Origin of the sequence: Brevundimonas sp. NPDC092305 (assembly GCF_044755415.1) — a bacterium.
Classification (GTDB): Bacteria; Pseudomonadota; Alphaproteobacteria; order Caulobacterales; family Caulobacteraceae; genus Brevundimonas.
On the sequence record NZ_JBIVQY010000001.1, the window covers coordinates 1,192,785 to 1,214,217 of the forward strand.

The 21,433-nt window shown below is 67.6% G+C and carries 18 protein-coding genes; 4 read left to right on the forward strand and 14 right to left on the reverse strand.

Features of this window, described 5'->3' with window-relative positions:
• Positions 1-14: 14 nt before the first annotated feature.
• Together ACIQC9_RS05950 and bglX are read left to right on the forward strand one after the other, a co-directional pair.
• Positions 15-254 (forward strand): DUF2188 domain-containing protein, encoded by a 240-nt coding sequence (locus ACIQC9_RS05950; protein WP_400613415.1) that lies wholly within the window; start codon positions 15-17, stop codon positions 252-254.
• A gap of 89 nt (positions 255-343) precedes the next feature.
• Positions 344-2,626: a beta-glucosidase BglX gene (gene bglX / locus ACIQC9_RS05955; protein ID WP_400613417.1), complete on the forward strand. Its 2,283-nt coding sequence runs from the start codon at positions 344-346 to the stop codon at positions 2,624-2,626.
• Here the strand turns inward: bglX and ACIQC9_RS05960 are convergent.
• The 13 genes from ACIQC9_RS05960 to guaB all read right to left on the reverse strand — a co-directional run bounded on the left by ACIQC9_RS05960 (position 2,623) and on the right by guaB (position 18,405).
• Positions 2,623-2,967, reverse strand: a complete 345-nt coding sequence (locus tag ACIQC9_RS05960) for an ArsC family reductase (protein WP_400613418.1) — start codon at positions 2,965-2,967, stop codon at positions 2,623-2,625. The two genes, bglX and ACIQC9_RS05960, sit on opposite strands and share 4 nt — an antisense overlap.
• Before the next feature lie 249 nt (positions 2,968-3,216).
• A complete protein-coding gene (locus ACIQC9_RS05965) occupies positions 3,217-3,900 on the reverse strand; it encodes a response regulator (protein WP_400613420.1) in 684 nt (227 codons plus the stop codon).
• Between the two features lie 6 nt (positions 3,901-3,906).
• The gene (locus ACIQC9_RS05970) at positions 3,907-6,495 is read right to left on the reverse strand and encodes a DUF4118 domain-containing protein (protein ID WP_400613423.1); all 2,589 of its coding nucleotides are present in this window, start codon (positions 6,493-6,495) and stop codon (positions 3,907-3,909) included.
• 77 nt (positions 6,496-6,572) lie between these two features.
• On the reverse strand, positions 6,573-7,157 hold the full coding sequence (kdpC, locus tag ACIQC9_RS05975; protein WP_400613425.1) for a potassium-transporting ATPase subunit KdpC: 585 nt from the start codon (positions 7,155-7,157) through the stop codon (positions 6,573-6,575).
• Positions 7,157-7,894: a TorF family putative porin gene (locus ACIQC9_RS05980; RefSeq protein WP_400613428.1), complete on the reverse strand. Its 738-nt coding sequence runs from the start codon at positions 7,892-7,894 to the stop codon at positions 7,157-7,159. The genes kdpC and ACIQC9_RS05980 overlap by 1 nt, the downstream gene beginning before the upstream one ends.
• Before the next feature lie 29 nt (positions 7,895-7,923).
• A complete protein-coding gene (gene kdpB / locus ACIQC9_RS05985; RefSeq protein ID WP_400615401.1) occupies positions 7,924-9,972 on the reverse strand; it encodes a potassium-transporting ATPase subunit KdpB in 2,049 nt (682 codons plus the stop codon).
• A gap of 36 nt (positions 9,973-10,008) precedes the next feature.
• On the reverse strand, positions 10,009-11,718 hold the full coding sequence (gene kdpA, locus ACIQC9_RS05990; RefSeq protein ID WP_400613430.1) for a potassium-transporting ATPase subunit KdpA: 1,710 nt from the start codon (positions 11,716-11,718) through the stop codon (positions 10,009-10,011).
• A gap of 12 nt (positions 11,719-11,730) precedes the next feature.
• A complete protein-coding gene (locus ACIQC9_RS05995; protein ID WP_303697136.1) occupies positions 11,731-11,817 on the reverse strand; it encodes a potassium-transporting ATPase subunit F in 87 nt (28 codons plus the stop codon).
• Positions 11,818-12,841: 1,024 nt separating this feature from the next.
• A complete protein-coding gene (guaA, locus tag ACIQC9_RS06000) occupies positions 12,842-14,401 on the reverse strand; it encodes a glutamine-hydrolyzing GMP synthase (protein ID WP_400613432.1) in 1,560 nt (519 codons plus the stop codon).
• Positions 14,398-15,111 carry a 5'-methylthioadenosine/S-adenosylhomocysteine nucleosidase gene (locus ACIQC9_RS06005; protein ID WP_400613434.1) on the reverse strand — a complete coding sequence of 238 codons (714 nt, stop codon included), beginning with the start codon at positions 15,109-15,111 and terminating at the stop codon, positions 14,398-14,400. The genes guaA and ACIQC9_RS06005 overlap by 4 nt, the downstream gene beginning before the upstream one ends.
• The gene (locus ACIQC9_RS06010) at positions 15,108-16,520 is read right to left on the reverse strand and encodes an RsmB/NOP family class I SAM-dependent RNA methyltransferase (RefSeq protein WP_400613436.1); all 1,413 of its coding nucleotides are present in this window, start codon (positions 16,518-16,520) and stop codon (positions 15,108-15,110) included. Before ACIQC9_RS06010 ends, ACIQC9_RS06005 begins: the two co-directional genes overlap by 4 nt.
• A gap of 8 nt (positions 16,521-16,528) precedes the next feature.
• Positions 16,529-16,930 (reverse strand): MAPEG family protein, encoded by a 402-nt coding sequence (locus ACIQC9_RS06015; protein WP_400613438.1) that lies wholly within the window; start codon positions 16,928-16,930, stop codon positions 16,529-16,531.
• A 17-nt stretch (positions 16,931-16,947) separates the two neighbouring features.
• Positions 16,948-18,405: an IMP dehydrogenase gene (gene guaB, locus ACIQC9_RS06020; protein ID WP_400613440.1), complete on the reverse strand. Its 1,458-nt coding sequence runs from the start codon at positions 18,403-18,405 to the stop codon at positions 16,948-16,950.
• A gap of 130 nt (positions 18,406-18,535) precedes the next feature.
• Between guaB and ACIQC9_RS06025 the strand changes: the two genes are divergently transcribed.
• Both ACIQC9_RS06025 and ACIQC9_RS06030 read left to right on the forward strand, forming a co-directional pair.
• Positions 18,536-19,093, forward strand: coding sequence for a DUF2061 domain-containing protein (locus ACIQC9_RS06025; protein WP_400613442.1), 558 nt, complete (start codon positions 18,536-18,538; stop codon positions 19,091-19,093).
• Between the two features lie 30 nt (positions 19,094-19,123).
• Positions 19,124-20,671 (forward strand): cation:proton antiporter, encoded by a 1,548-nt coding sequence (locus ACIQC9_RS06030; protein WP_400613444.1) that lies wholly within the window; start codon positions 19,124-19,126, stop codon positions 20,669-20,671.
• On the opposite strand, the gene ACIQC9_RS06035 is transcribed toward ACIQC9_RS06030, so the two are convergent.
• Complete coding sequence (locus tag ACIQC9_RS06035; RefSeq protein WP_400613447.1) at positions 20,672-21,382, reverse strand: RlmE family RNA methyltransferase; 711 nt, start codon at positions 21,380-21,382, stop codon at positions 20,672-20,674.
• Positions 21,383-21,433: the final 51 nt, after the last annotated feature.

Here is a 21,433-nt window from a genome sequence, read left to right on the forward strand (position 1 = left end):
CGCAAGGAGCTCACATGGTCCAGATCACCTACCGCATCGTCGAGCATGACGGAGGCTGGGCCTACCAGCTGTGTGGCACCTATTCGGAGACCTATCCGACCCACGACACCGCCCGCGCCGCCGCAGTGGCCGCCGCCAAGGAGCAGAAGGTCCCGGACGAGGACGCCTATATCGAGTTCGAGGACTCGTCCGGAAACTGGCGCACCGAGCGGGCCGACGGGAACGATCGGCCGGATGCGGTGGTCGAAGGCTGATCTGTCGCAACCGGTTGTGATCCCCCAAGGGTAGGCGCGGGCCGACGCTGCGGTTAGTCCTGCGGCATCTTCGAGTTGGAACCGGTTACATGCGCCACAAGCCCCTGCCCTCGCACAACCGCCGTCTGTTTCTGGCAGGAGGCGCGGCGACCGCCGGGTTGATGATGGCGCCCCGGATGGCGGCGGCGCAGGCCCAGGCGCATCTGGACCGGGTCAATGCCCTGATCGCGCAGATGACGATCGAGGAGAAGGCCGGCCAGCTGAACCTCGAGAACGATCCGTTCCGCTGGCGGCCCGAGGGCGTGAACCCCGGCGACGCACTGGACGACAACCAGTCGCGCATCGCCGGCCAGATTCGTGCGGGTCAGGTCGGCGCCCTGTTCAACGGCGTGGGCGCGGCGACGACGCGACTGGTCCAGGACATGGCGATCAAGGAAAGCCGGCTGAAGATCCCGCTGCTGTTCGCCGCCGACATCGTCCACGGCCTCAAGACCACCTTCCCCGTTCCGCTGGGCGAAACCGCGAGCTGGGATCTGGATCTGGCCCAACGCACCGCACGCGCGGCGGCGGTCGAGGGCGGCGCAGCAGGCGTGCACCAGACCTACGCCCCCATGGTGGACGTGGCCCGCGACCAGCGGTGGGGCCGTGTCGTTGAGGGCGCGGGCGAGGACGTGCTGCTGGGCAATCTGTTCGCCGTGGCGCGGACGAAAGGCTTCCAGGGCGACGACCTGACCGAGTGGTCGTCCCTGCTGGCCTGTCCCAAGCACTTCGCCGCCTATGGTGCGGCCGAAGCCGGCATGGACTACAACTCTACCGACATGAGCGAGCTGGAGCTGCGCTCGGTCTATCTGCCGCCGTTCAAGGCCGCGTTCGACGCCGGCGCCCTGTCGGTGATGAGCGCCTTCAACGACCTGAACGGCGTGCCCACCAGCGGCAACAAATGGCTGCTGACCGACATCCTGCGTGGCGAGTGGGGCTTCGCCGGCTTCGTGGTGTCCGACTACACTTCGGAACAGGAGCTGATCGCCCACGGCTATGCGGCCGACGGACGCGACGCGGCGCGGCTGGCGTTGATGGGCGGCGTCGACATGTCGATGAAGAGCGGCCTGTACCTGAAGCATATCCCGGAGCTGGTTCAGTCGGGCGACGTGCCGGTGGCGCGGGTCGACGAGGCGGTGCGGCGGGTGTTGTTGACCAAGGCGGCGCTCGGCCTGTTCGACAACCCCTATCGCGGCTCGGACGTGCGCACCGAGCGCCGCGTGACCGGCAGCCGCGAGCATCTGGCGCTGGCCCGCGAGGCCGGGCGCAAGTCGATCGTGATGCTCAAGAACGACGGCGACTTGCTGCCGCTGTCGAAGACCGGCAAGCGCTACGCCCTGATCGGACCTTTCGGCGCGGACACGGCCGACACCTTCGGCCCGTGGTCGATCTTCAAGGACACCAAGCTGGCGGTGTCGGTGGAACAGGGCCTGCGCGCCCAGCTGGGTGAAGGCTCGACCCTGGCCGTGGTCAAGGGCAGCGAGGTGGAGGCCAGCATCGAGGGCGGCGTCGAGGCCGCGCGCGAGGCCGCGTCCCTTGCCGACGTCGTCATCCTCGCCATCGGCGAGTCGCAGGAGATGTCGGCTGAGTCCAAGTCGCGTACCGAAATCACCATCCCCGACGCCCAGCTGAAGCTGGCGCAGGCTGTGGCGGCAGTCGGCAAGCCGGTGGTCGTCCTGCTGCGCAACGGGCGCGGCATGGAGCTGTCCGGCCCCGTCGCCGAGGCTGAAGCCATTCTGGTGACGTGGTTCCTGGGATCGGAAACCGGCAACTCGGTCGCCGACATCCTGTTCGGCGATCATGCCCCGACCGGCCGCCTGCCGGTCAGCTTCCCCTACAAGTCGGGCCAGTCGCCGTTCTATTACGCGCACAAGGCCACCGGCCGGCCGTCGCGGCCCGAGGATCGTGAGTTCACCGCCAAGTTCCGCGGCGTGCCGCATCTTGCGCTTTATCCCTTCGGCCACGGCCTGACCTATGGCGCGGTCCAGTATTCGCCGGTGCGGGTCTCCTCCCCCACCATGGCCTGGGACGGGCAACTGACGGTGTCGGTGACCCTGACCAACGCCGGGGAGCGGGCGGCGTCGGAGCTGGTCCAGCTCTACATCCGCGACCGCGCCGCCTCGATCACCCAGCCGGTGCGCCTGCTGAAGGCTTTCCGCCGGGTGGAGGTGCCTGCGGGCGGCTCCGTCGAGGTCGACATGCCCCTGACCTTCGCCGACGTGCGGTTCATGGGCGGCGACTATCAGATGCGCGCCGAGCCCGGCCTGTTCGACGTCTGGCTGGCGCCGAGCGCGCAGGCCGGCGAACCGGCCCAGTTCACCCTGACGCGTTAGGTCAGAACGGCCGCGTAGGCGTCCGGCTTGAACCCGACCAGCGTCCGGTCGCCGAGGTCCAGCACCGGCCGTTTGATCATCGACGGCTGCGCCAGCATCAGGCCGATGGCCTTGTCCGCGTCGAGGTTCGCCTTGTCCGCATCCGGCAGGGCGCGGAACGTCGTGCCTGCGCGGTTCAGCACCGTCTCCCAGCCATGTGCGTCCACCCACGCCTGCAGATGGTCACGATCGATTCCCAGCTTCTTGTAGTCATGGAAAGCGAAGGCGACGCCGTGCTGGTCCAGCCAGACGCGGGCCTTCTTGACCGTGTCGCAGTTGGGAATGCCGTAGAGCGTAGTCATTCGATGAGTCCTGTAGGGTCGACGCCCTGGCGAAGGGCATGATCAACCCGGAAGCCCTCTGAGCAGCACCCGCGATACAGCGCGTTCGCCCATATGGCCACGAGGATCATCACGGGCCGGTGCGCACATGGTCCTGATCAACGATCACGATCGGCAGCCGTCCATAGGCGACATCAGTCCAGCTAATCGATCAGGCTCTCCTTGCCCGCGAATAGTCCCGACAATAGCAGTGGCTCCACAAATCAGACGTCACGCCTCCAAGCGGTAGCCGACGCCGGCCTCGGTAAGAAGAAGCGCCGGGCTCGAAGGATCCGCCTCAAGCTTCTGCCTCAGCTGCCCAATCACGACACGCAGGTACTGGGTGTCATGCGCATGCGCCGCGCCCCAGACGGCCGTCAGCAGATCGCCGTGCCCGATTACCTTGCCCCGGTGGCGAGCGAGATGAGCGAGAACCTCGAACTCCTTGGGCGTCAGCTTCACCACATCACCGGCACGCCGGACACGGCGGTGTTCGACGTCGATCGAGACGTCGGCGACGTCGATGGTTCCGACGGATTCCGGCATCGAGGCGCGCAGGCCGACGCGGAGACGCGCCAGTAACTCGCCTACGCCGAACGGCTTCTCGACGTAGTCGTTGGCGCCGAGGTCGAGGGCGGTGATCTTTTCCGCCTCCTTGTCCCTCGCGGACAGGACGATGATCGGCCCGACGTAGAATTCCCGGGCACGGGTCAGGACGTCTTTGCCGTCCATGTCGGGCAGGCCGAGGTCCAGCACGACGGCGTCGGGCGACCACAGGGCTATGCCGCGCAGGCCCTCCTGCCCGCTGTCGGCGCGCTTGGGCTCATAACCGGCGGCATCCAGCGCCGGCGACAGGAACCGATGGATCTGGGGTTCGTCGTCGATGACGAGGATGACGGGGCGGACGGCGGACATGGCGCTCTATAGCAGGTGGCGGTGGGTGGCGATCGCCTTGGGCAGGCTGATCAGGATGCGAGTCCCTTTGCCGTCGGCGATGGGGCTGGCGGCGGCGATGCGGCCTCCCATCGCCTCGACGAACCCTTTGGATATTGCGAGGCCGAGACCCGCACCGTTCGAGCGGTCCGACGGCTCCTCCATGCGGCGAAACTTGTCGAAGACCCGCTCCAGCTCCGCGGTCGGTATGCCTTTGCCCTCGTCCTCGATCGAAATGACGACCGAGCCCCGATCCTCATAGGCGGCCAGCTCAATCGCCGAGCCGTCGGGGCTGTAGGCGATGGCGTTTTCGAGGATATTGACCACGGCCTGCTCCAGCAGCCCCTGATCCAGCATGACGAGGCTCAGTTGCGCGGGGAAATCCCGGCTCATCGACCGGGTCTCCAGCCTCCGCGCCACGCGCTCGGCGGCGGCGTTCAATACGTCCCGCACATCGACCCAGTCAGAACGGACGTTCAGCCCGCCGCCCTCCAGCCGCGTCATGTCCAGCAGGTCGCCGACATAGCGGTTCAGCCGCTCGGCCTCCTCGCGGATGCTCAGCAGGAGGTCGTCGCGTACCTCCGGCTTCAACGTGTCGCCGTAGTCAATCAGGGTGGTTGAGGCGCCCAGCACCGTCGACAGCGGCGTCCGCAGATCGTGGCTGACCGAGTTCATCAGCGCGCCCCGGAAGCGGTCGGCCCGACGCAGGCTCTCGGTCTCGACCGCCTCGCCCGCCAGTCTCGCACGCTCCAGCGCCACAGCGCCCTGATCCAGCAAGGCCAGCGCCAGCCGCTCCTCGTCCGAGCCCGGAGCCAGCGCCTCGGCCTCAATCCCGGCCACCCCTGCCCGTCCCTGCACGCCCTGCAGCGGCCGGAAGATCCAGCTGGTCTGCGGCAGGGTGCCGGTTCCGTAACCCGTAGGCTCGCCGTGCTCCCAGGCCCAGCGCGCGGCGGCCATGGCGGCGGAGCCGAGGGTCTCGGTCCCCGGCGCACTGGCGGCGAGAACGATGCCCTCCCCCTCCGGCAACAACACCACGGCCTTAGCGCTCGCCGCGGCCGCCGTCTGTTCGGCGAGTGCGCGCGCCGTCTCTTGCACGCCGTCTGCGTCGGTCAGGATCTGGCTCGCGGCGAGCAGGGCCGAAACCGCCGACGCCCGCCGCTGCGCCCGCCGCGCCTGCTCCTTCACCCGCCCCGCCAGATAGCCGGTCACCAGCGCCACGGCCCAGAAGACCAGCAGCGTCAGGATGTCGGTCGGCGAGCCGATGGAGAAGCTGTAGCGCGGCGCCAGAAACAGGAAGTTGTAGATCAGAAAGGCCGCCGTCGCCGCCGCCAGAGCGGGGCGCAGGCCGTAGAGCACGCCCGCAGCCAGAACCGCCGACAGATAGACGACCCCCAGATCCACTCGCTCGAACGACTGGTCCAGCAATAGCGCCAGCCCTGTGGCGACCGCGACGAAGGCCGCCCCAATCGCATAGCCGGACCAGCCACCAGGGCCAGTGGCGCGTCGAGGCGCCATCGCGACCCACTCGCCGGGTCGTTCCGTCACGATATGGATCGCCGCCCCCTGCGACGACCGCAGCAGTTCGGCCGCCAGCGACCGGCCGAACAGTTCGCTAAGCCGGCCGCCCCTGCCCTTGCCCAGAACGATCTGGGTGACGTTGTTGCGGTGGGCATGGTCCATCACCGTCCGGACCACATCGTCGCCGCTCAGCACCACAGTCCGTCCGCCGAGTTGTTCGGCCAGTTTCAGCGCCCCGGCCAGCCGGGCGGCGCGGGCGGGGTCGGCCGCCGAGGCGCTGGGTCGATCCACATGCGCCACGGTCCACGGCGCATCCATCATGGTGTCGGACAACCGCCGCCCCGTCCGCACCAGATCGGCGGCCACGCCGTCGCCGCCGATCAGCACCAGTATCCGCTCACCCGCCGCCCACGGCCCCGGCATGCCCTTTTCACGCAGCGTCGCGACGAGGTGATCGTCCACCGTCTGCGCCGCCCGGCGCAGGGCCATTTCACGCAGGGCCGTCAGGTTCTCGATCCGGAAGAAATTGTCCGACGCCAGTCGAGCCGTCTCGGGCACATAGACCTTGCCCTCCGCCAGCCGCTTCCGCAGCTCTTCGGGCGTGATGTCCACGACCTCGATGTCGTCGGCCTTCGACAACGCTCCGTCCGGCACCGTCTCGCGCTGGCGCACCCCGGTGACGCGCAGCACGAGGTCGGACAGGCTCTCCAGATGCTGGACGTTCAGCGTCGTCCAGACGTCGATCCCGGCGGCGAGGATTTCCTCGACGTCCTGCCAGCGCTTCGGATGGCGCGAGCCCGGGACGTTCGAGTGCGCATACTCATCGACCAGAAGCAGGTCCGGCCGCCGGGCCAAGGCGCCGTCGATGTCGAACTCCATCAGGACGCGCGCCTTGTAGTCGATGGGCTGGCGCGCCATCACCTCCAGCCCGCGCAGCAGGCTCTCGGTCTCCCGTCGGCCATGCGTCTCGACCACCCCGACCACCACATCGCCGCCCTCGGCCTTCCGGCGACGGGCGGCGCGCAGCATTTCGTAGGTCTTGCCTACCCCCGGCGACATGCCGAGAAAAACCTTCAGCCGGCCCCGCTTGCGCGAGACCGGCTTCGAAGGATCGGAAGGCGGCGCGTCCGGCAATGTCACCCGGCTCCGGCTGTCGGGAAGCGCGCGTCGAGCGCCCGGTTGGTCAGCAGCACATTGACGCGAGGCTGACCGATGAAGCCGAGAAGGGCCCCCTTCGCCTGCTGGTCGATCACGCTCTGGACCTCCTGAACCGGGACGCCCCGCGCAGCGGCGATGCGTCGGGCCTGAAGTCGAGCGTAGGCCGGAGAAATGTCCGGGTCGAGACCCGAGGCTGAGGTCGTCACGGCGTCGGCGGGAACCACGCCCGATCCGTCCGCGGCCCGAATGGCGGCCGCGTCCCCGGCGACCCGCGCCTTCAGGTCCTCGTTGAGCGGACCGAGGTTAGAGCCCGACGAGCCGGCGGCGTCGTAACCGTCGCCCGCCGCCGAGGGGCGCGGGTGCAGATAGCGGGCGTCTGCGAACGGCTGGCCTATCAGGGCGGACCCGACGACCTGACCATTCGGACCACGCACCAGACTGCCGTTCGCCTGTGCCGGAAACAACGCCTGCGCCGCGCCGGTCACGACCAGCGGATAAGCCAGACCCAGAAGCAGGGTGAAGAAGGCGACCATGACGATCGCAGGGCGGATGGAGCGAAGCATCAGAAAGTCGCCTTCAGGGTTGCGACGGCGCGGCTTTCATAGACCTGACCGAAGTCGTGCTCGTCGGTGTCGTGGTAGCGGACGTCCACCGCCAGATTGTCGGTCAGGGCGTAGGCCGCGCCGATATTCCACGTCGTGTAGTCGAAGTCCGAAGACACGAACTGCCGCCCCACTGCGCCTGACACTGTCCATCGATCAGCGGGAGCGAAGGCGCCGTTGGCCTCGACATAGGTCGCCTCGTCTTCCGCCGCGCCGAAGAAATCCGGCGAGTAATAGACGGCGGCCCCCAACGTGGCGGGGCCGACCGCCCGCGAGGCGGCGGCCTTGAACTCCACATAGTCGTAATCGAGGGCTTCGGGCTCGTCATACAGGTAACCGACGACGCCGAAATCGAGTGCGAAACCGGCGAATTCGGGACGGACTCCCGCGTAGAGGTCCGCCTCCATTCCGGTATCGTCGTCGCCGGAGAAGGAGACGTTGGAGGCCCAGGCGCCGGCGTAGAAGGCGCCGTTCGTCATATCGACGCCGGCCGAAATCGCAGCCTCCTCCTCCGTCTGGCTGACGCCCCGGAAGACGTAGTCCGAAGTCGCGGCGACGTTGGCGGACCATTGCGGTCCGCTCGCCTCCTGCGCCTTCACGCTACTGGCGACACCCCAGACCGCGACGCCGATCAGGCAGGCTGCGGCAAACCAGACGTCGTTGCGACCGGACGCGCGGAATTGAGACTTGTGGGTCATGGGCTGTACTTCCTTGAAAGAGATATCGGTCACCCGAGGCCCAGCCCCGAGATGACCAGATCGATCAGCTTGATGCCGACGAACGGCGCGACGAGACCGCCGAGCCCGTAGATCATCAGGTTGCGGCTCAGCAGCTTCCCGGCGCCCACGGCCCGGTATTTCACCCCGCGCAACGCCAGCGGGATCAGCGCCACGATGACCAGGGCGTTGAAGATCACCGACGACAGGATGGCGCTCTCAGGGGAGCCCAGTCGCATGACGTTCAGCGCGCCGAGCGCCGGCAGGGCGACCACGAACATCGCCGGGATGATGGCGAAATACTTGGCCACGTCGTTGGCGATCGAGAAGGTGGTCAGGGCGCCGCGGGTGATCAGCAGTTGCTTGCCCACCTCCACGATCTCGATGACCTTCGTCGGGTCGCTGTCGAGGTCGACCATGTTGCCGGCCTCGCGAGCAGCTTGGGCGCCGGTCTGCATGGCCACACCGACATCGGCCTGTGCGAGCGCGGGCGCGTCGTTGGCGCCGTCGCCGCACATGGCGACCAAGCGGCCCTTGGCCTGCTCCTCGCGGATCAGCCGCAGCTTGTCCTCGGGCGTGGCCTCCGCGAGGTAGTCGTCGACACCTGCCTCCGAAGCGATGGCCGCCGCCGTCACTGGATTGTCGCCGGTAATCATGACGGTGCGCAGGCCCATGCGGCGAAGGTCGGCGAACCGCTCCTTCACGCCCGGCTTGACCACGTCCTTCAGGTGGATGACGCCGACCAGCCTGTCATCCTGCGTCACCGCCAGAGGCGTTCCGCCCGAGCGGGCGATGCGATCTACGGCGGCGTTGAACTCGGCCGGCGCATCGCCGTCTCTGAGGTCCAGCGACTTCAGCACGGCGTCCACCGCGCCCTTGCGCCACGACGCCTTGCCGGCCTCGAGCCCGGATTGGCGTGTGACCGCGCTGAACGGGATCGCCTTCGAGCCTTCCGGCTGCTCGACCACGACGCCAGCATTGCGGCCTAACTCAATGATCGAACGGCCTTCCGGAGTTTCGTCGGCCAGCGAGGCGGTCACTGCCGCGCGCAAGGCGACCTCAGGCCGAACGCCGGGGACCGGGATGACCTCTGTGGCCATGCGGTTGCCGAAAGTGATGGTGCCGGTCTTGTCGAGCAGCAGGGTGTCGACATCGCCCGACGCTTCGACGGCGCGGCCCGAGGTCGCCAGCACGTTCACCTTCAGCAGGCGATCCATGCCGGCGATGCCGACCGCGCTCAGCAGACCGCCGATGGTTGTCGGGATCAGGGTGATGAACAGCGCGCCCAGCACGATCGGGTCCAGCTTCACGCCGGAATAGGCGCCGAGCCCCAGCAGGGTCACCACGGCGATCAGGAACACCAACGTCAGCCCGGCCAACAGCACCGACAGCGCCAGCTCGTTGGGCGTCTTCCGACGGTTCGCGCCCTCGACCATCGCAATCATGCGATCGAGGAAGGTCGAGCCGGGCGCCGAGGTGATGCGGACCTTGATCCAGTCCGACACCACGGTGGTGCCGCCGGTCACGGCCGATCGGTCGCCGCCCGCCTCGCGGATTACCGGCGCGCTCTCACCGGTGATGGCCGCCTCATTCACCGAGGCCACGCCCTCGATGATCTCGCCGTCCGAGGCGATCACGTCCCCCGCCTCGACCAGAATGATCGAGCCGACCATCAACTCATGCGCCGGCGTGGGAACGACCGTGCCGGTCTGCGGGTCGACGATGAGCTTGGCCTTCGTCGTCACGCGGGTGGCGCGCAGGCTGTCGGCCGCCGCCTTGCCCCGCCCTTCGGCGACGCTTTCGGCGATGTTGGCGAACAGGACCGTGGCCCAGAGCCACAAGGCCAGCTGGATGGCGAAGCCGGCCGACTGCCCGCCGACGATGGCGGCGACGGCCGAGACCGTGGCCAGCAAGGCCGTGATCCAGGTGACGAAGATCACCGGATTGCGCAGCAGATGACGGGGATTCAGCTTGATGAAAGCCTCGCCGACGGCGCGGCCGATCATGGCCCCTGTCAGGCCGCCTGCGAGCGAAGGCTGACGGGGCGATGCGCCCGGCATTTCAGGATTTGCGAATGTCATGGTCCGGATGTCCGATCACGACCCGGCCAGACCGGCGAGCATCTGGAAATGCTCGACGATCGGACCGAGGGCCAAGGCGGGGAAGAACTGCAGGCCGCCCAGAATGAGGATGACGCCGATCAGAAGGCCGATGAACAGCGGCCCATGGGTCGGCAGGGTGCCCGCCGACGGCGCAAGCTTCGGCTTGGCCGCTAGCGCGCCGGCTATGGCCAGCACGGCGACGGCCGGGATGAACCGACCCATCAGCATGCTGAGGCCCAGCGTCGTGTTCCACCAGGGCGCGTTGGCGGTCAGGCCGGCGAAGGCGGATCCGTTGTTCGCGGCGGCGGAGGTGTAGGCATAAAGCATCTCCGACAGGCCATGCGGCCCGTGGTTCAGCAGCCCCTCCATCGCCGTCGGAAGCACCGCCGCGATCGCCGTAAATCCGAGGATGGCCAGTGGCAGCACCAGCACGGCGATCATGGCGAACTGGATCTCACGCGCCTCGATCTTCTTGCCGAGATACTCGGGCGTCCGTCCGACCATGAGGCCCGCCACGAAGACCGCCAGCATGGCCATGACGACCATGATCGCGATACCCGAGCCGATCCCGCCGGGCAGAATCTCGCCGAGCTGCATGAGGAACATCTGCAGCCCGCCCGAAAGCGGCATGTAGCTGGCGTGCATCGAGTTGACGGACCCGTTGGACGCGCCTGTCGTCTGGGCCGCCCACGCGACGGACGACGGCACGCCGAAGCGGACCTCCTTTCCCTCCATATTGACGGGCTGCTCAATACCGCTGGCGACCAGGGCCGGCGCCGGCTGGCTCTCTACGGCGTAGAGTCCGGCGGTGCAGGTCGCCAGCAGCACGAACGCTGCGACGACGAGCGCGCGCACGTCCTTCTTCGCCAGAACGCTGCGCCCGAAGGCGAAAAAGGCGGCCCAGCCAAGGACGTTGATCGACACGGCGGTGATCAGATTGGTCAGGGCCGACGGGTTCTCGAACGGGTGGGCCGAGTTGACGTTGAAGATCCCGCCGCCGTTGATGCCGAGTTGCTTGATCGCCAGTTGCGAAGCGGCCGGGAACAGGGACAGGGTTTGCTGCCCCCCCTCGACGCCCGTCGCCGAAACCGAAGCGGCGAGGCTCTGCACCACGCCGAGGCCGGCCAGGACGACGGCCAGCACCAGCGAGGCCGGCAGCAGCAGCCAGAGCGTGGTCCGGGTCATGTCCGCCCAGAAGTTGCCGACGCCCTCGCCGCGGTTGGCGATGAAGGCCCGCGCCAGAGCCGCCGCGATGGCTGCGCCCGTGGCGGCCGACAGGAAGTTCTGGGTCGTCAGGCCGACCATCTGGGTTAGCGTCGACATCGTCGTCTCGCCGCCATAGCTCTGCCAGTTGGTGTTGGTGACGAAGCTGACGGCGGTATTGAAGGCGAGGTGCGGCGGTACGCCCGCAAACCCTTGCGGGTTCAAGGGCAGCACGCCCTGCAGGCGGAGGATAACGTACAGCACAACGAAGCCGGCCAGGTTGAAGGCGAGCAGCGCGCCGGCGTAGCCAAGCCAGCCCTGGCTACGCGCCGGATCGACGCCCGAGGCCTTGTAGAAGACCCCCTCGACGGGACGCAGGACCGGGTCCAGCCAGGTCCGTTCGCCGTTCCAGACGCGTGAGAGATAAATCCCCAGCGGCCATGCGATCAGCACGGACAGGCCGAGGGTCAGGGCGATTTCCGCCCAGCCTTGAATGGTCATGGCGGCGGCTCCCTAGAACCGCTCGGGGCGCAACAGCGCCGCGACCATATAGACGGCGACGACGACAGCGCCGACGCCCCAGAGTATGGAGACCAGCATCGTCACACCCGCTTCAGGAAAACGGCGAGGGCGGCGAAAGCCAGAAAGGCTCCGCCGCCGATCGCCAGAAAGATCAGATCGGCCATGCCGACGCCTCCGACTGTTGGAGGCGGGATAGGGTCACCGAACCGCGTAAGAACGCCATTCGGTTTTCGGGCCGGCGCATAAGGAAAACATAAGAGCGGCTTTATGGCCCCGTTACTCGCTTGCCCGCGATCCGCATGGCGCGCTTACGCCCCGCAGGTGTCGATTGACGCCCTCGAAAGGAGGTCCGTCATGACCCGAAATCATCTTCTCAAACTATCGATGCGCCCGCGTCCGGCCGGAGAGGTCACCGTCTGGCGCATGACCATGAACGTCCTCGGCGCAGCATTTGGCGCGCCCTCGGCCCGCCGGGATCCTCGGCGATGATGGAGGGCTATTGCTCGGACCGATGCAGCCCGGCCGTCGATCCTCGCCGCCGCTACACCGTCGTGCCTCGCGCCGACGGCTGGAGCGTCTCCGTCAACGGCGCCTGCACTCGCCCGTTCGCGGACAAGACCGCGGCCGAACGGATCGCGGCCACGTTGCAGCGACAGGCGGATCGACTGCGGGGGCGGAGATGATCGACCTGCCTTCTTCTCCCCCGAGTATTACCATCGAGCGCATCGGAGACCTTTGGCGAGTCACCCGAACCGACGGCTTGTTTGAGGGTGTCTTCGTCGATCGTCGGCTTGCCCTGCGCGAAGCGGCTAACGAACTCGACGCGCGCCAACAACAGGCCATGACCAACGCTTCCAGACCTCGTTGTGCAGGATTAGCGAGGCGTGGCCTTACGAAAGGGCTGACTTGTCAGTGGTCTATATAGAACCGAGGCTTCGCCGAAGATCGTGAGACCTTCGGACAGGGCCCCCGAAGGCGCAGAGGCCCAGATCAGTGCCTGCAGTGCGCCAGAAGCAGACCCTGAGAACGCACGAAAGGTCGAGCCTCTCCGCCATCAACGAAAGCCTTTGGTCAGAGGTGGCACCCACATGCCGGCCACCCTTCACTCCCACTCGATGGTGCCGGGCGGCTTGGAGGTCACGTCGTAGACGACGCGGTTCACGCCCCGGACCTCGTTGACGATGCGGGTGGCGGTGCGGCCGAGGACGTCCCAGGGGAACTCGAAGAAGTCGGCCGTCATGCCGTCGGTCGAGGTGACGGCGCGAAGGGCGAGGACCTTTTCATAGGTACGGGCGTCGCCCATGACCCCGACGGTCTTGACGGGCAGAAGGACGGCGAAGGCCTGCCAGATGTCGTCATAGAGGCCCGCCTTGCGGATCTCTTCCAGATAGATGGCGTCTGCGTCCTGCAGCGTGGCGACGGCGTCGGGCGTGATTTCGCCGGGGATGCGGATGGCGAGGCCCGGTCCGGGGAACGGGTGGCGGCCGACGAAGGCGTCGGTCAGACCCAGTTCGCGGCCGAGCGCCCGGACCTCGTCCTTGAACAGCTCGCGCAGGGGTTCGACCAGCTTTAGCTTCATATAGTCGGGCAGACCGCCGACGTTGTGGTGGCTCTTGATGACGTGAGCCTTGCCGCTGGATGACGACACGCTCTCAATCACGTCGGGATAGAGGGTGCCCTGGGCGAGGAATTCGGCGCCGTCGATCTTGTTGGCCTCGCGGTCGAAGATCTCGATGAAGACGCGGCCGATGGTCTTGCGCTTGGTCTCGGGGTCCGACTGGCCGACCAGTTCGCCGAGGAATTCCTGCGACGCATCAACGTGGATCAGCGGGATGTTGTAGTGATCCCGGAACAGGGTCGTGACCTGTTTCGCCTCGTCCTTGCGCAGGAGGCCAGTGTCGACGAAGACGCACGTCAGTTGGTCGCCAATCGCTTCGTGGATCAGGACGGCCGCGACCGAGCTGTCGACGCCGCCGGACAGGCCGCAGATGACTTTCGCGTCGCCGACCTGTTCGCGGATCTGGGCGATTTTCTCGTCGCGATAGGCGGCCATGGTCCAGTCGCCCTTCAGCCCGGCGATGCCGTGGGTGAAGTTCCTGAGCATGGTCGCGCCGCGCGGGGTGTGCATCACCTCGGGGTGGAACTGGACGCCGTAGAAGCGACGGGTCTCATCGGCGATGACGGCGTAAGGCGAGCCCGCGGAGGTCGCGACGACGTCAAAGCCATCCGGGATGGCGACGATCTTGTCGCCGTGGCTCATCCAGACGGTCTCTTCCTCGCCGACCGGAGCCAGATCGGCCAGCAGAGGCGAGCTCTTGCGAACAGTGATTTCGGCGCGGCCGAACTCGCGGGTGTGGCCGCCCTCGACCTTCCCACCCAGTTGTTCGCACATGGTCATCTCGCCGTAGCAGATGCCGAGGACGGGAACGCCGGCGTCGAACACCGCTTGCGGGGCGCGAGGACTGCCCTCTTCGTGCACGCTCTCCGGGCCGCCGGACAGAATGATCGCCGCCGGGCTCATTGTCGCCAGCGCCGCTTCCGCCTTGGCATAGGGATGGATCTCGCAATAGACGCTCGCCTCGCGCAGGCGGCGGGCGATCAGCTGGGTGACCTGGCTGCCGAAGTCGACGATCAGGACCTTCTGGTGGGCGTCTTGGGTCATGGCGCAGGCGATTCCGGTGGGGGCGTGGAATGGGCGGGGTCTTGAAGCGTTGGCGCGACGGGATCAAGGGCGGCGAGGCCGTCGGCCTCCAACCGTTCGATCAGCCGGTCCAGCGCCCGGGCGAGATTTTCGTCGACGTGGTGCAGGGTCGAGGTCCAGTCCTCGAGCCTGGTCAGCTCCGAACGGCCGTCGCTGACGCCACGCAGGGCGATCAGGGGCAGGCCGAAAGTCTGCGCCGCGCGCAGCAACGCCCAGGTCTCCATGTCGACCATGTCGGCGTCGATGGCGTCATAGGCGGCGCCGGAGACGACGTTCGCGCCGGTCGAGAGACTTGCCGTCGGCACGCCCGGAACGGGGCACGGCAGCGGCAGGACGGCGGGCAGGTCCAGCAGCGGGGTAACGCCCCTCGGGAAGCCCAGCGGACTGGCGTCCATGTCGCGATAGCTGACAGATAGGGCCTGGTAGACCGCCGCATGCTCCAGATCGCGCGAGCCGCACGAGCCGAGAGAAACGATCAGGTCCGGAAGCTGCCCCCTCGCCTCCAGCCGGGCCAGAGCGGCCGTCAGGCTGACCGCCGCCTCGACCGGACCCACGCCGGTCATCAGAGGCCGGATGCGGGCCTGCAGATGCGCGCCGTACTCAGCCGGGGCCGCCATGACGCACAGGACGGAAAGAGGGCCGTATCGCTGAAGGGCCCAGCCCTCGCTCACGCGGCCTTCTCGTACACGGCGAAGAAGAAGCCGTCGGTGCCGGTGGAGGCCGGAGACAGACGCAGGCGGGTGCCGGAGGCCTTGTCCGCCAGTTCGGTGCGGGCGGAGTCGGTCAGCGCGGAGGTGGTCAGAAGGTCGGAGACCTCCACCGGGCGGAAATCCGGATGCGCGGCCTCGAAGGCGTCGACCGTGGCCTCGTTTTCCTGCGTCAGCATGGAGCAGGTGACGTAAACCAGTCGGCCGCCGGACTTCACGAGCTGGACGGCCTGACCGAGGATGCGCAGTTGCAACGCGTGCAGACGTTCGACCTCGTCGGCCTTGAGACGCCACGCGTCCTCCGGCCGGCGACGCCAGGTGCCTGAGCCGCTGCAGGGCGCGTCGACGAAGACGAGATCGGCCTTGCCGTTGACGTCCTCGACCCCGCCGCCGTTCTGGCCGAGCAGTCGCAGGTCCGCGGCCACGCCGGCGCGCTGCAGACGCGGGCGGATGTTGTCGAGCCGCTTCTGCACCACGTCGCAGGCGATGAGGGTCATGCCCGAGGCCAGTTCCACCTTCGGGGCGCCGCCGGCGCCTTCGTCGCCGCCGGTCGGAGACCAGGCGGAAGGTTTCGCGACCGTCTTGCCCGGCTTGACCACCGGCAAGGCCTGAGCGGCCAGAGCGAGCGTCTTGCCGCCGCCCCCAGCGCAGTAGTCTACGACGATGGCGCCCGGCCTGAAGTCGATCCCGGCGCCGGCCAGCCAGGTGACGATCTGGCTTCCCTCGTCCTGAATCTCGATCTGGCCGGCCTTGAAGGCGTCCTGCGCCTGTACATTGGGCGGTGGTTCCGAGGGCAGGCGGAGGCCCCAGGCCGAGAAGGGCGTCGGTTCTGGCGACAGATCGGCGGCCTTCAGCTCGGCCCGGACGGCGTCGACCGTGGCCTTGGCGCTGTTGACCCGGAGGTCGATCGGCGCGCGGGGGGCCATAAGCTCACGGGCTTCTTCAGCCCAGCGGTCGCCAAAGCTCGTCTTGAAGTCCTTGACCACGAATTCGGGCAATCCGGCCGCAACCCAACCGGGCAGATCCCCTTCACCGGCCGTCAGGCGCGAGCGCTCCTGCTTCGACAGGGGGCGTGGCCCGTAGCCGTCGCCGGCGTGCAGCGCCTCGATCTCTTCCAGCGGCAGACCGTCGATAAGGCTCAGCGAGCCGATGACCAGCGCCCGGCCGTCCTCGCGGCCGCCCATAGCCCAGACCAGACGGCCGCGAGCGCGCAGAACCTTGTAGACCCGGTCCGCGATGGCGCGGCGGTCCTTGGAGCCGGCGTAGCGGTTCTGGGTTCCCCAGGCCTTGAGGACGGCCTCGGCCGGGTGGCGACCCTGGGCGATGGAGTCCAGAACGGAGGCGGCGGCGGCGAGACGGGCGGCTGGGGTCACGGGAGCTTTCAGGCGAACAGGGCGGCGATCACCATCACCAGACCGGCGGTCGCGACCATCCAGACAAGCGAGCGGATATAGGGAACACCGAAGGCGTAGAGCGGCACATAGACCAGCCGCCCGAAGAAGTAGAGGTGCGTGCCGAGCAAGGTCAGGGTCGTCCCATCCTTGCCCGCGACATGCGCCATGATCACGGCGCCGATGAACAGCGGCAGGGTCTCAAACAGGTTGGCCTGCGCACGCATGAGACGCCCCGCCAGCTTTCCCGGAGGCGCGGTCTCGCCGTCGCGAGGGCCGGCGTTCCACTTGCCGCCCAGCTCGGCGGTGCGGGTTGCACCCGCCGCGCCGATCTGGATCAGGGCGAGGACGAGGGTGAAGGCCAGAACGATGAACTCAGGCGTCATATCCATGGCTAACCCTCCCCTGCTCAGCCCTGCCGGTAATTCGGCGCTTCCCGAGTGATCATCACGTCGTGGACGTGGCTTTCGCGCAGACCGGCCCCGGTGATGCGCACGAAGCGGGCGCGGGTCTGGAAGTCCTCGATCGTCCCGGCGCCGACATAGCCCATGGAGGCGCGCAGGCCGCCGACAAGCTGATGCAGAACCGGCGAGATCGGACCCTTGTAGGGCGTCTGCCCCTCGATGCCTTCGGGCACCAGCTTCTGGGTTTCCACTTCCTTCTGGAAATAACGGTCGGCCGAGCCGGCGCCCATGGCCCCGACCGAGCCCATGCCGCGGTACGACTTGTAGGACCGGCCCTGGTACAGGAAGACCTCGCCGGGGCTTTCGTCCGTGCCGGCGAACATCGAGCCCATCATGGCGACCGAGGCGCCGGCCGCAATGGCCTTGGCCAGATCGCCCGAATATTTGATGCCGCCGTCGGCGATGACCGGCGTCCCGCTGTCTTTGGCGGCGCGAGCGGCGTCGAGGATGGCGGTCAGCTGGGGCACGCCGACGCCCGCGACGATGCGGGTGGTGCAGATGGAGCCCGGGCCGATCCCGACCTTCACCGCGTCTGCGCCGGCGTCGATCAGGGCGCGCGCGGCGTCGTAGGTGGCGATGTTGCCGGCGATGATTTGCAGGCGGTTGTTCTCGCGCTTGATACGTTCGACCACGCGGGCGACCTGGGCAGAGTGGCCGTGAGCGGTGTCGATCACCACCACATCGACCCCGGCCTCGGCCAGAGCCATCGCGCGTTCGTAGCCGCTGTCGCCGACGGTCGAGGCGGCGCCGACCAGCAGGCGACCCTGCTCGTCCTTGGCGGCGTTCGGGAAGGCCTGCGCCTTCTCGATGTCCTTCATGGTGATCAGTCCGACGGCGCGACGATCCTCGTCCAGCACGATGACGCGCTCGATCTTTCGGGTGCGCAGAAGTTCGCGGGCCTCATCACGCCCGGCGCCCTCGCGAACCGTGACCAGATCACCGGTGGTCATCAGGTCCGCCGCCTTGATGCTGGCGTCACTCTCGAACCGCATGTCGCGGTTGGTCAGCATGCCGACCAACTTGCCGGTCTTGCGATCAGTGACCGGGAAGCCCGAGATCTTCTTGCGGGCGACGATTTCGCGGACCTCGCCCAGCGTCGTCTCAGGGTGGATGGTCACCGGATTGACGACCATGCCGCTTTCGTAGCGCTTGACCTGACGGACCTGCTCGGCCTGTTCGTCCACCGTCATGTTGCGGTGGAGGACGCCCAGACCGCCAGCCTGCGCCATGGCGATGGCCAGCCGGCTTTCGGTCACCGTGTCCATGGCGGACGACAGCAGGGGGATGTTCAGCTTGATGTCGCGGGTCAGCTGCGTCGAGACGTCCGCGTCTGCGGGCATGATCTCTGACGGGCCGGGTTCCAGCAAAACATCGTCGAAGGTGAGCCCTTCGCGTATCTCCATGAGGAGTCTCCGTTTTGCGGGCCGCGTATAACCGCGACCGGCGCGGAACCGCAAGGCCCTGTCGGACCTATCGTCACGATAAGAACAATTGGCTTGCGGGAATGCCGCACTCCTCCGACCGTGAAGGCCGATGGTCCGCATCCTCCTCGATACCGCTCGAAAGCTCGCACTGAAGATCGCCAGCTACGGCGCGATGCACCTGATCGTCGCCATGCTGGTGGCCTGGGCGATCACCCGCGACTGGCGGATGGCGCTGGCCGTGGGAGCGGTGGAGCCCGTGTTCCAGACCATCGCCTATTCAATCCACGACCGCGTCTGGCACCGGATAGAGCGGCGGCGGATGCTGTCCGGCGTGGAGGAAGCCTCCGAGGCCGTCACCGCCCGCCTGGGCGTGATGACGCCCGAAGAGCAGATGCGCGCCCACGGCGGTCATGGCCATCACGGACACACTCACGCCCTGCCCAGATCGTTCCGGCAGGTCGCGCTGAAGACTGTGACCTATGGCGTCATGCATTTCGCTGTCGCCGTGACGGTGGCCTTCGCCCTGACGCGGGATCTTCGCATCGCCCTGGCGATCGGCATCATTGAACCTCTGGTGCAGACGGTCTTCTTCACGGTTCATGACCGGATCTGGTCCCGGATCGAAGCGCGGAAGGCGCGGCGGGCGACGGAGCTGGCCGAGGCCTGACGCAGGCGCCGTGATGCGTTAGCGTGTCGCATGCACGGCTTCGAAACGATCCTGATCGTGATGGCGGCGGCGGTCGTCCTGTCGCTGGTGGCGCAACGCTTGAAGGCGCCGTTCCCGCCGTTCGTGGCTCTGGCCGGCGCCGGTGCGGCCTTCCTGCCCTTCGCGCCCGAGATCCAGCTGGATCCCGCACTTGTGCTGGCCCTGTTCGTCGCGCCCGTGCTGCTCGACGCCGCTTTCGACAGCTCGTTGCGGGACCTGAAGCGAAACGTCGTTCCCATCGCCTTCCTCAGCCTCGTCGCGGTCGGGATCACGGTGGTGGCCGTGGCATTCACCGCCAAGGCGTTGGTCCCCGCCCTGCCATGGGCCGCTGCGGTTGCACTGGGAGCCATCGTGGCTCCGCCCGATGCGGCGGCGGCGACGGCCGTACTGCGGATCATCCCGGCGCCGTTCCGGGTGCGCAACATTCTTGAGGGAGAGAGCCTGTTCAACGACGCCAGCGCCCTGCTGATCTACCGTTTTGCGGTCGCGGCGACGCTGGCGGCGATGCCGCAGGGCTGGATGCTGGCCGGGTCGATCGCCTGGGCGCTGGTCGGCAGCGTGGCCTTCGGCTTCGCCGCCGCCTGGGTCCAGACCCGGGTGATGAGCCTGCTCAAGGAAGCCCCGCCCGCGATTATCCTGCAGTTCATCGGCGGATTTGGCGTCTGGATCGCGGCCGAACGAATGGGGTTGTCGGCCATCGTCACCATCGTGGTCTTCGCCCTCACCGCCGCCCGGCTGGCGGCGCGCAGCCCGGCCGAGATCCGCGCGCCGGCCTATGCGGTGTGGGAGACGGTGGTGTTCGGTCTGAACGTTCTCGCCTTCATGCTGGTCGGCCTGCAGATCGGCCCGATCTGGCGCGACCTCGAACCGGTTCAGCGCGAGGAATACGCTCTATTTGCGCTGGCGGTGCTGGGCGTCTGCGTCGGCGTGCGCATTGCCTGGGTGATGAGCTACGGCGCGGCGGTGCGCGTCAAGAATCGCCTGTTGGGCGTCAACCTGCCGCCCGGCGCAGCGCCCCCTACGTTGCGATCTGGCCTCGTGGTGTCCTGGGCGGGCATGCGCGGCGTGGTCAGTCTGGCCGCCGCCTACGCCCTGCCGCCGTCCTTCCCCGAGCGGGATCTGATCCTGTTGGCGGTCTTCGCTGTGGTGATGGGCACGCTGGTCATTCAGGGCCTGACGCTGGGGCCGCTGATCAAGGCCGTCGGACTGGGTGATGACGGCATACTGGCCGGCGAAATCCGCAAGGCGCGCGAGGCGATCGCAGATGCCGCGATCACCACTGTAGAGGGTCGCGACGATGCTCCGGCGAAACGGCTCCGCGCCGAGTACAGGGAGAGGCAGGCGGCCCTGAAGTTGGCTGGCGAAGGCGACGGCCGTGTGGTGATGCCGGTCGATGAGCTGGCCGAACGCGTTCTGGAGGCCAAGCGCGAACGCCTGCTCGCCATGCGACTGGGCGGAGAGATCAGCGACGCGGCCTATTATCAGATCGAGGAAGAATTGGACCGGCGCGAATTGGCGCTGACGCCGGTGGTGCGCTGATCAGCGCTTGCCCGTCGCCACGAGATAGACCTCCGACGAGCCCTTGCGGCTGGCCTCGGGCTTGATAGGCCGGACATCCTCGAACTCGTCGCGGAGTCGGGCCAGAACGCCGCCGGCGTCGCCGCCCTGGAAATTCTTGGTCACGAACGAACCGCCCGGCTTCAACGTGCGGATGGCGAAGTCAGCGGCGATTTCGATGAGGGCGATGATCTTCAGGTGATCGGTCTGGCGGTGGCCGACGGTGTTGTGGGCCATATCTGACAGGACCAGATCGGGCGGGCCGCCAAGCGCGTCGATCAGCTGTTGATCCACGCCGGGGTGGGTGAAGTCGGCCTGGATCAGGTGTGCGCCGGGAATGTGTTCGATCATCAGCAGGTCCACGCCCACCACCTCGGCCGCGCCGCGGTCCAGCGCCACCTGCACCCAGCCACCGGGCGCCGCCCCCAGATCGATCACCCGCGAGCCGCGCTTGATCAACCGCAACCTGTCATCGATTTCCATCATCTTGAAAGCGGCGCGCGAGCGCCAACCCTCTGCTCGGGCGCGCTCGGACCAGGGATCGGACAGCTGGCGCTTGATCCACTGCTGGCTGGACATCGACTTCTTGTCCGCCGTCTTGATCTTCTGGCCCATGCCGCGCCCGGCCGCGGTCCCGCCCGAGGGCGGGCGCACCATGCGGCGGCGTTCGGGTTTGGGTTCGTCGTCGGACATGCAAGGGCTTATGTCATCGCCCGAAGGCGGGTGAAAGGGCGGCCGCTTCGT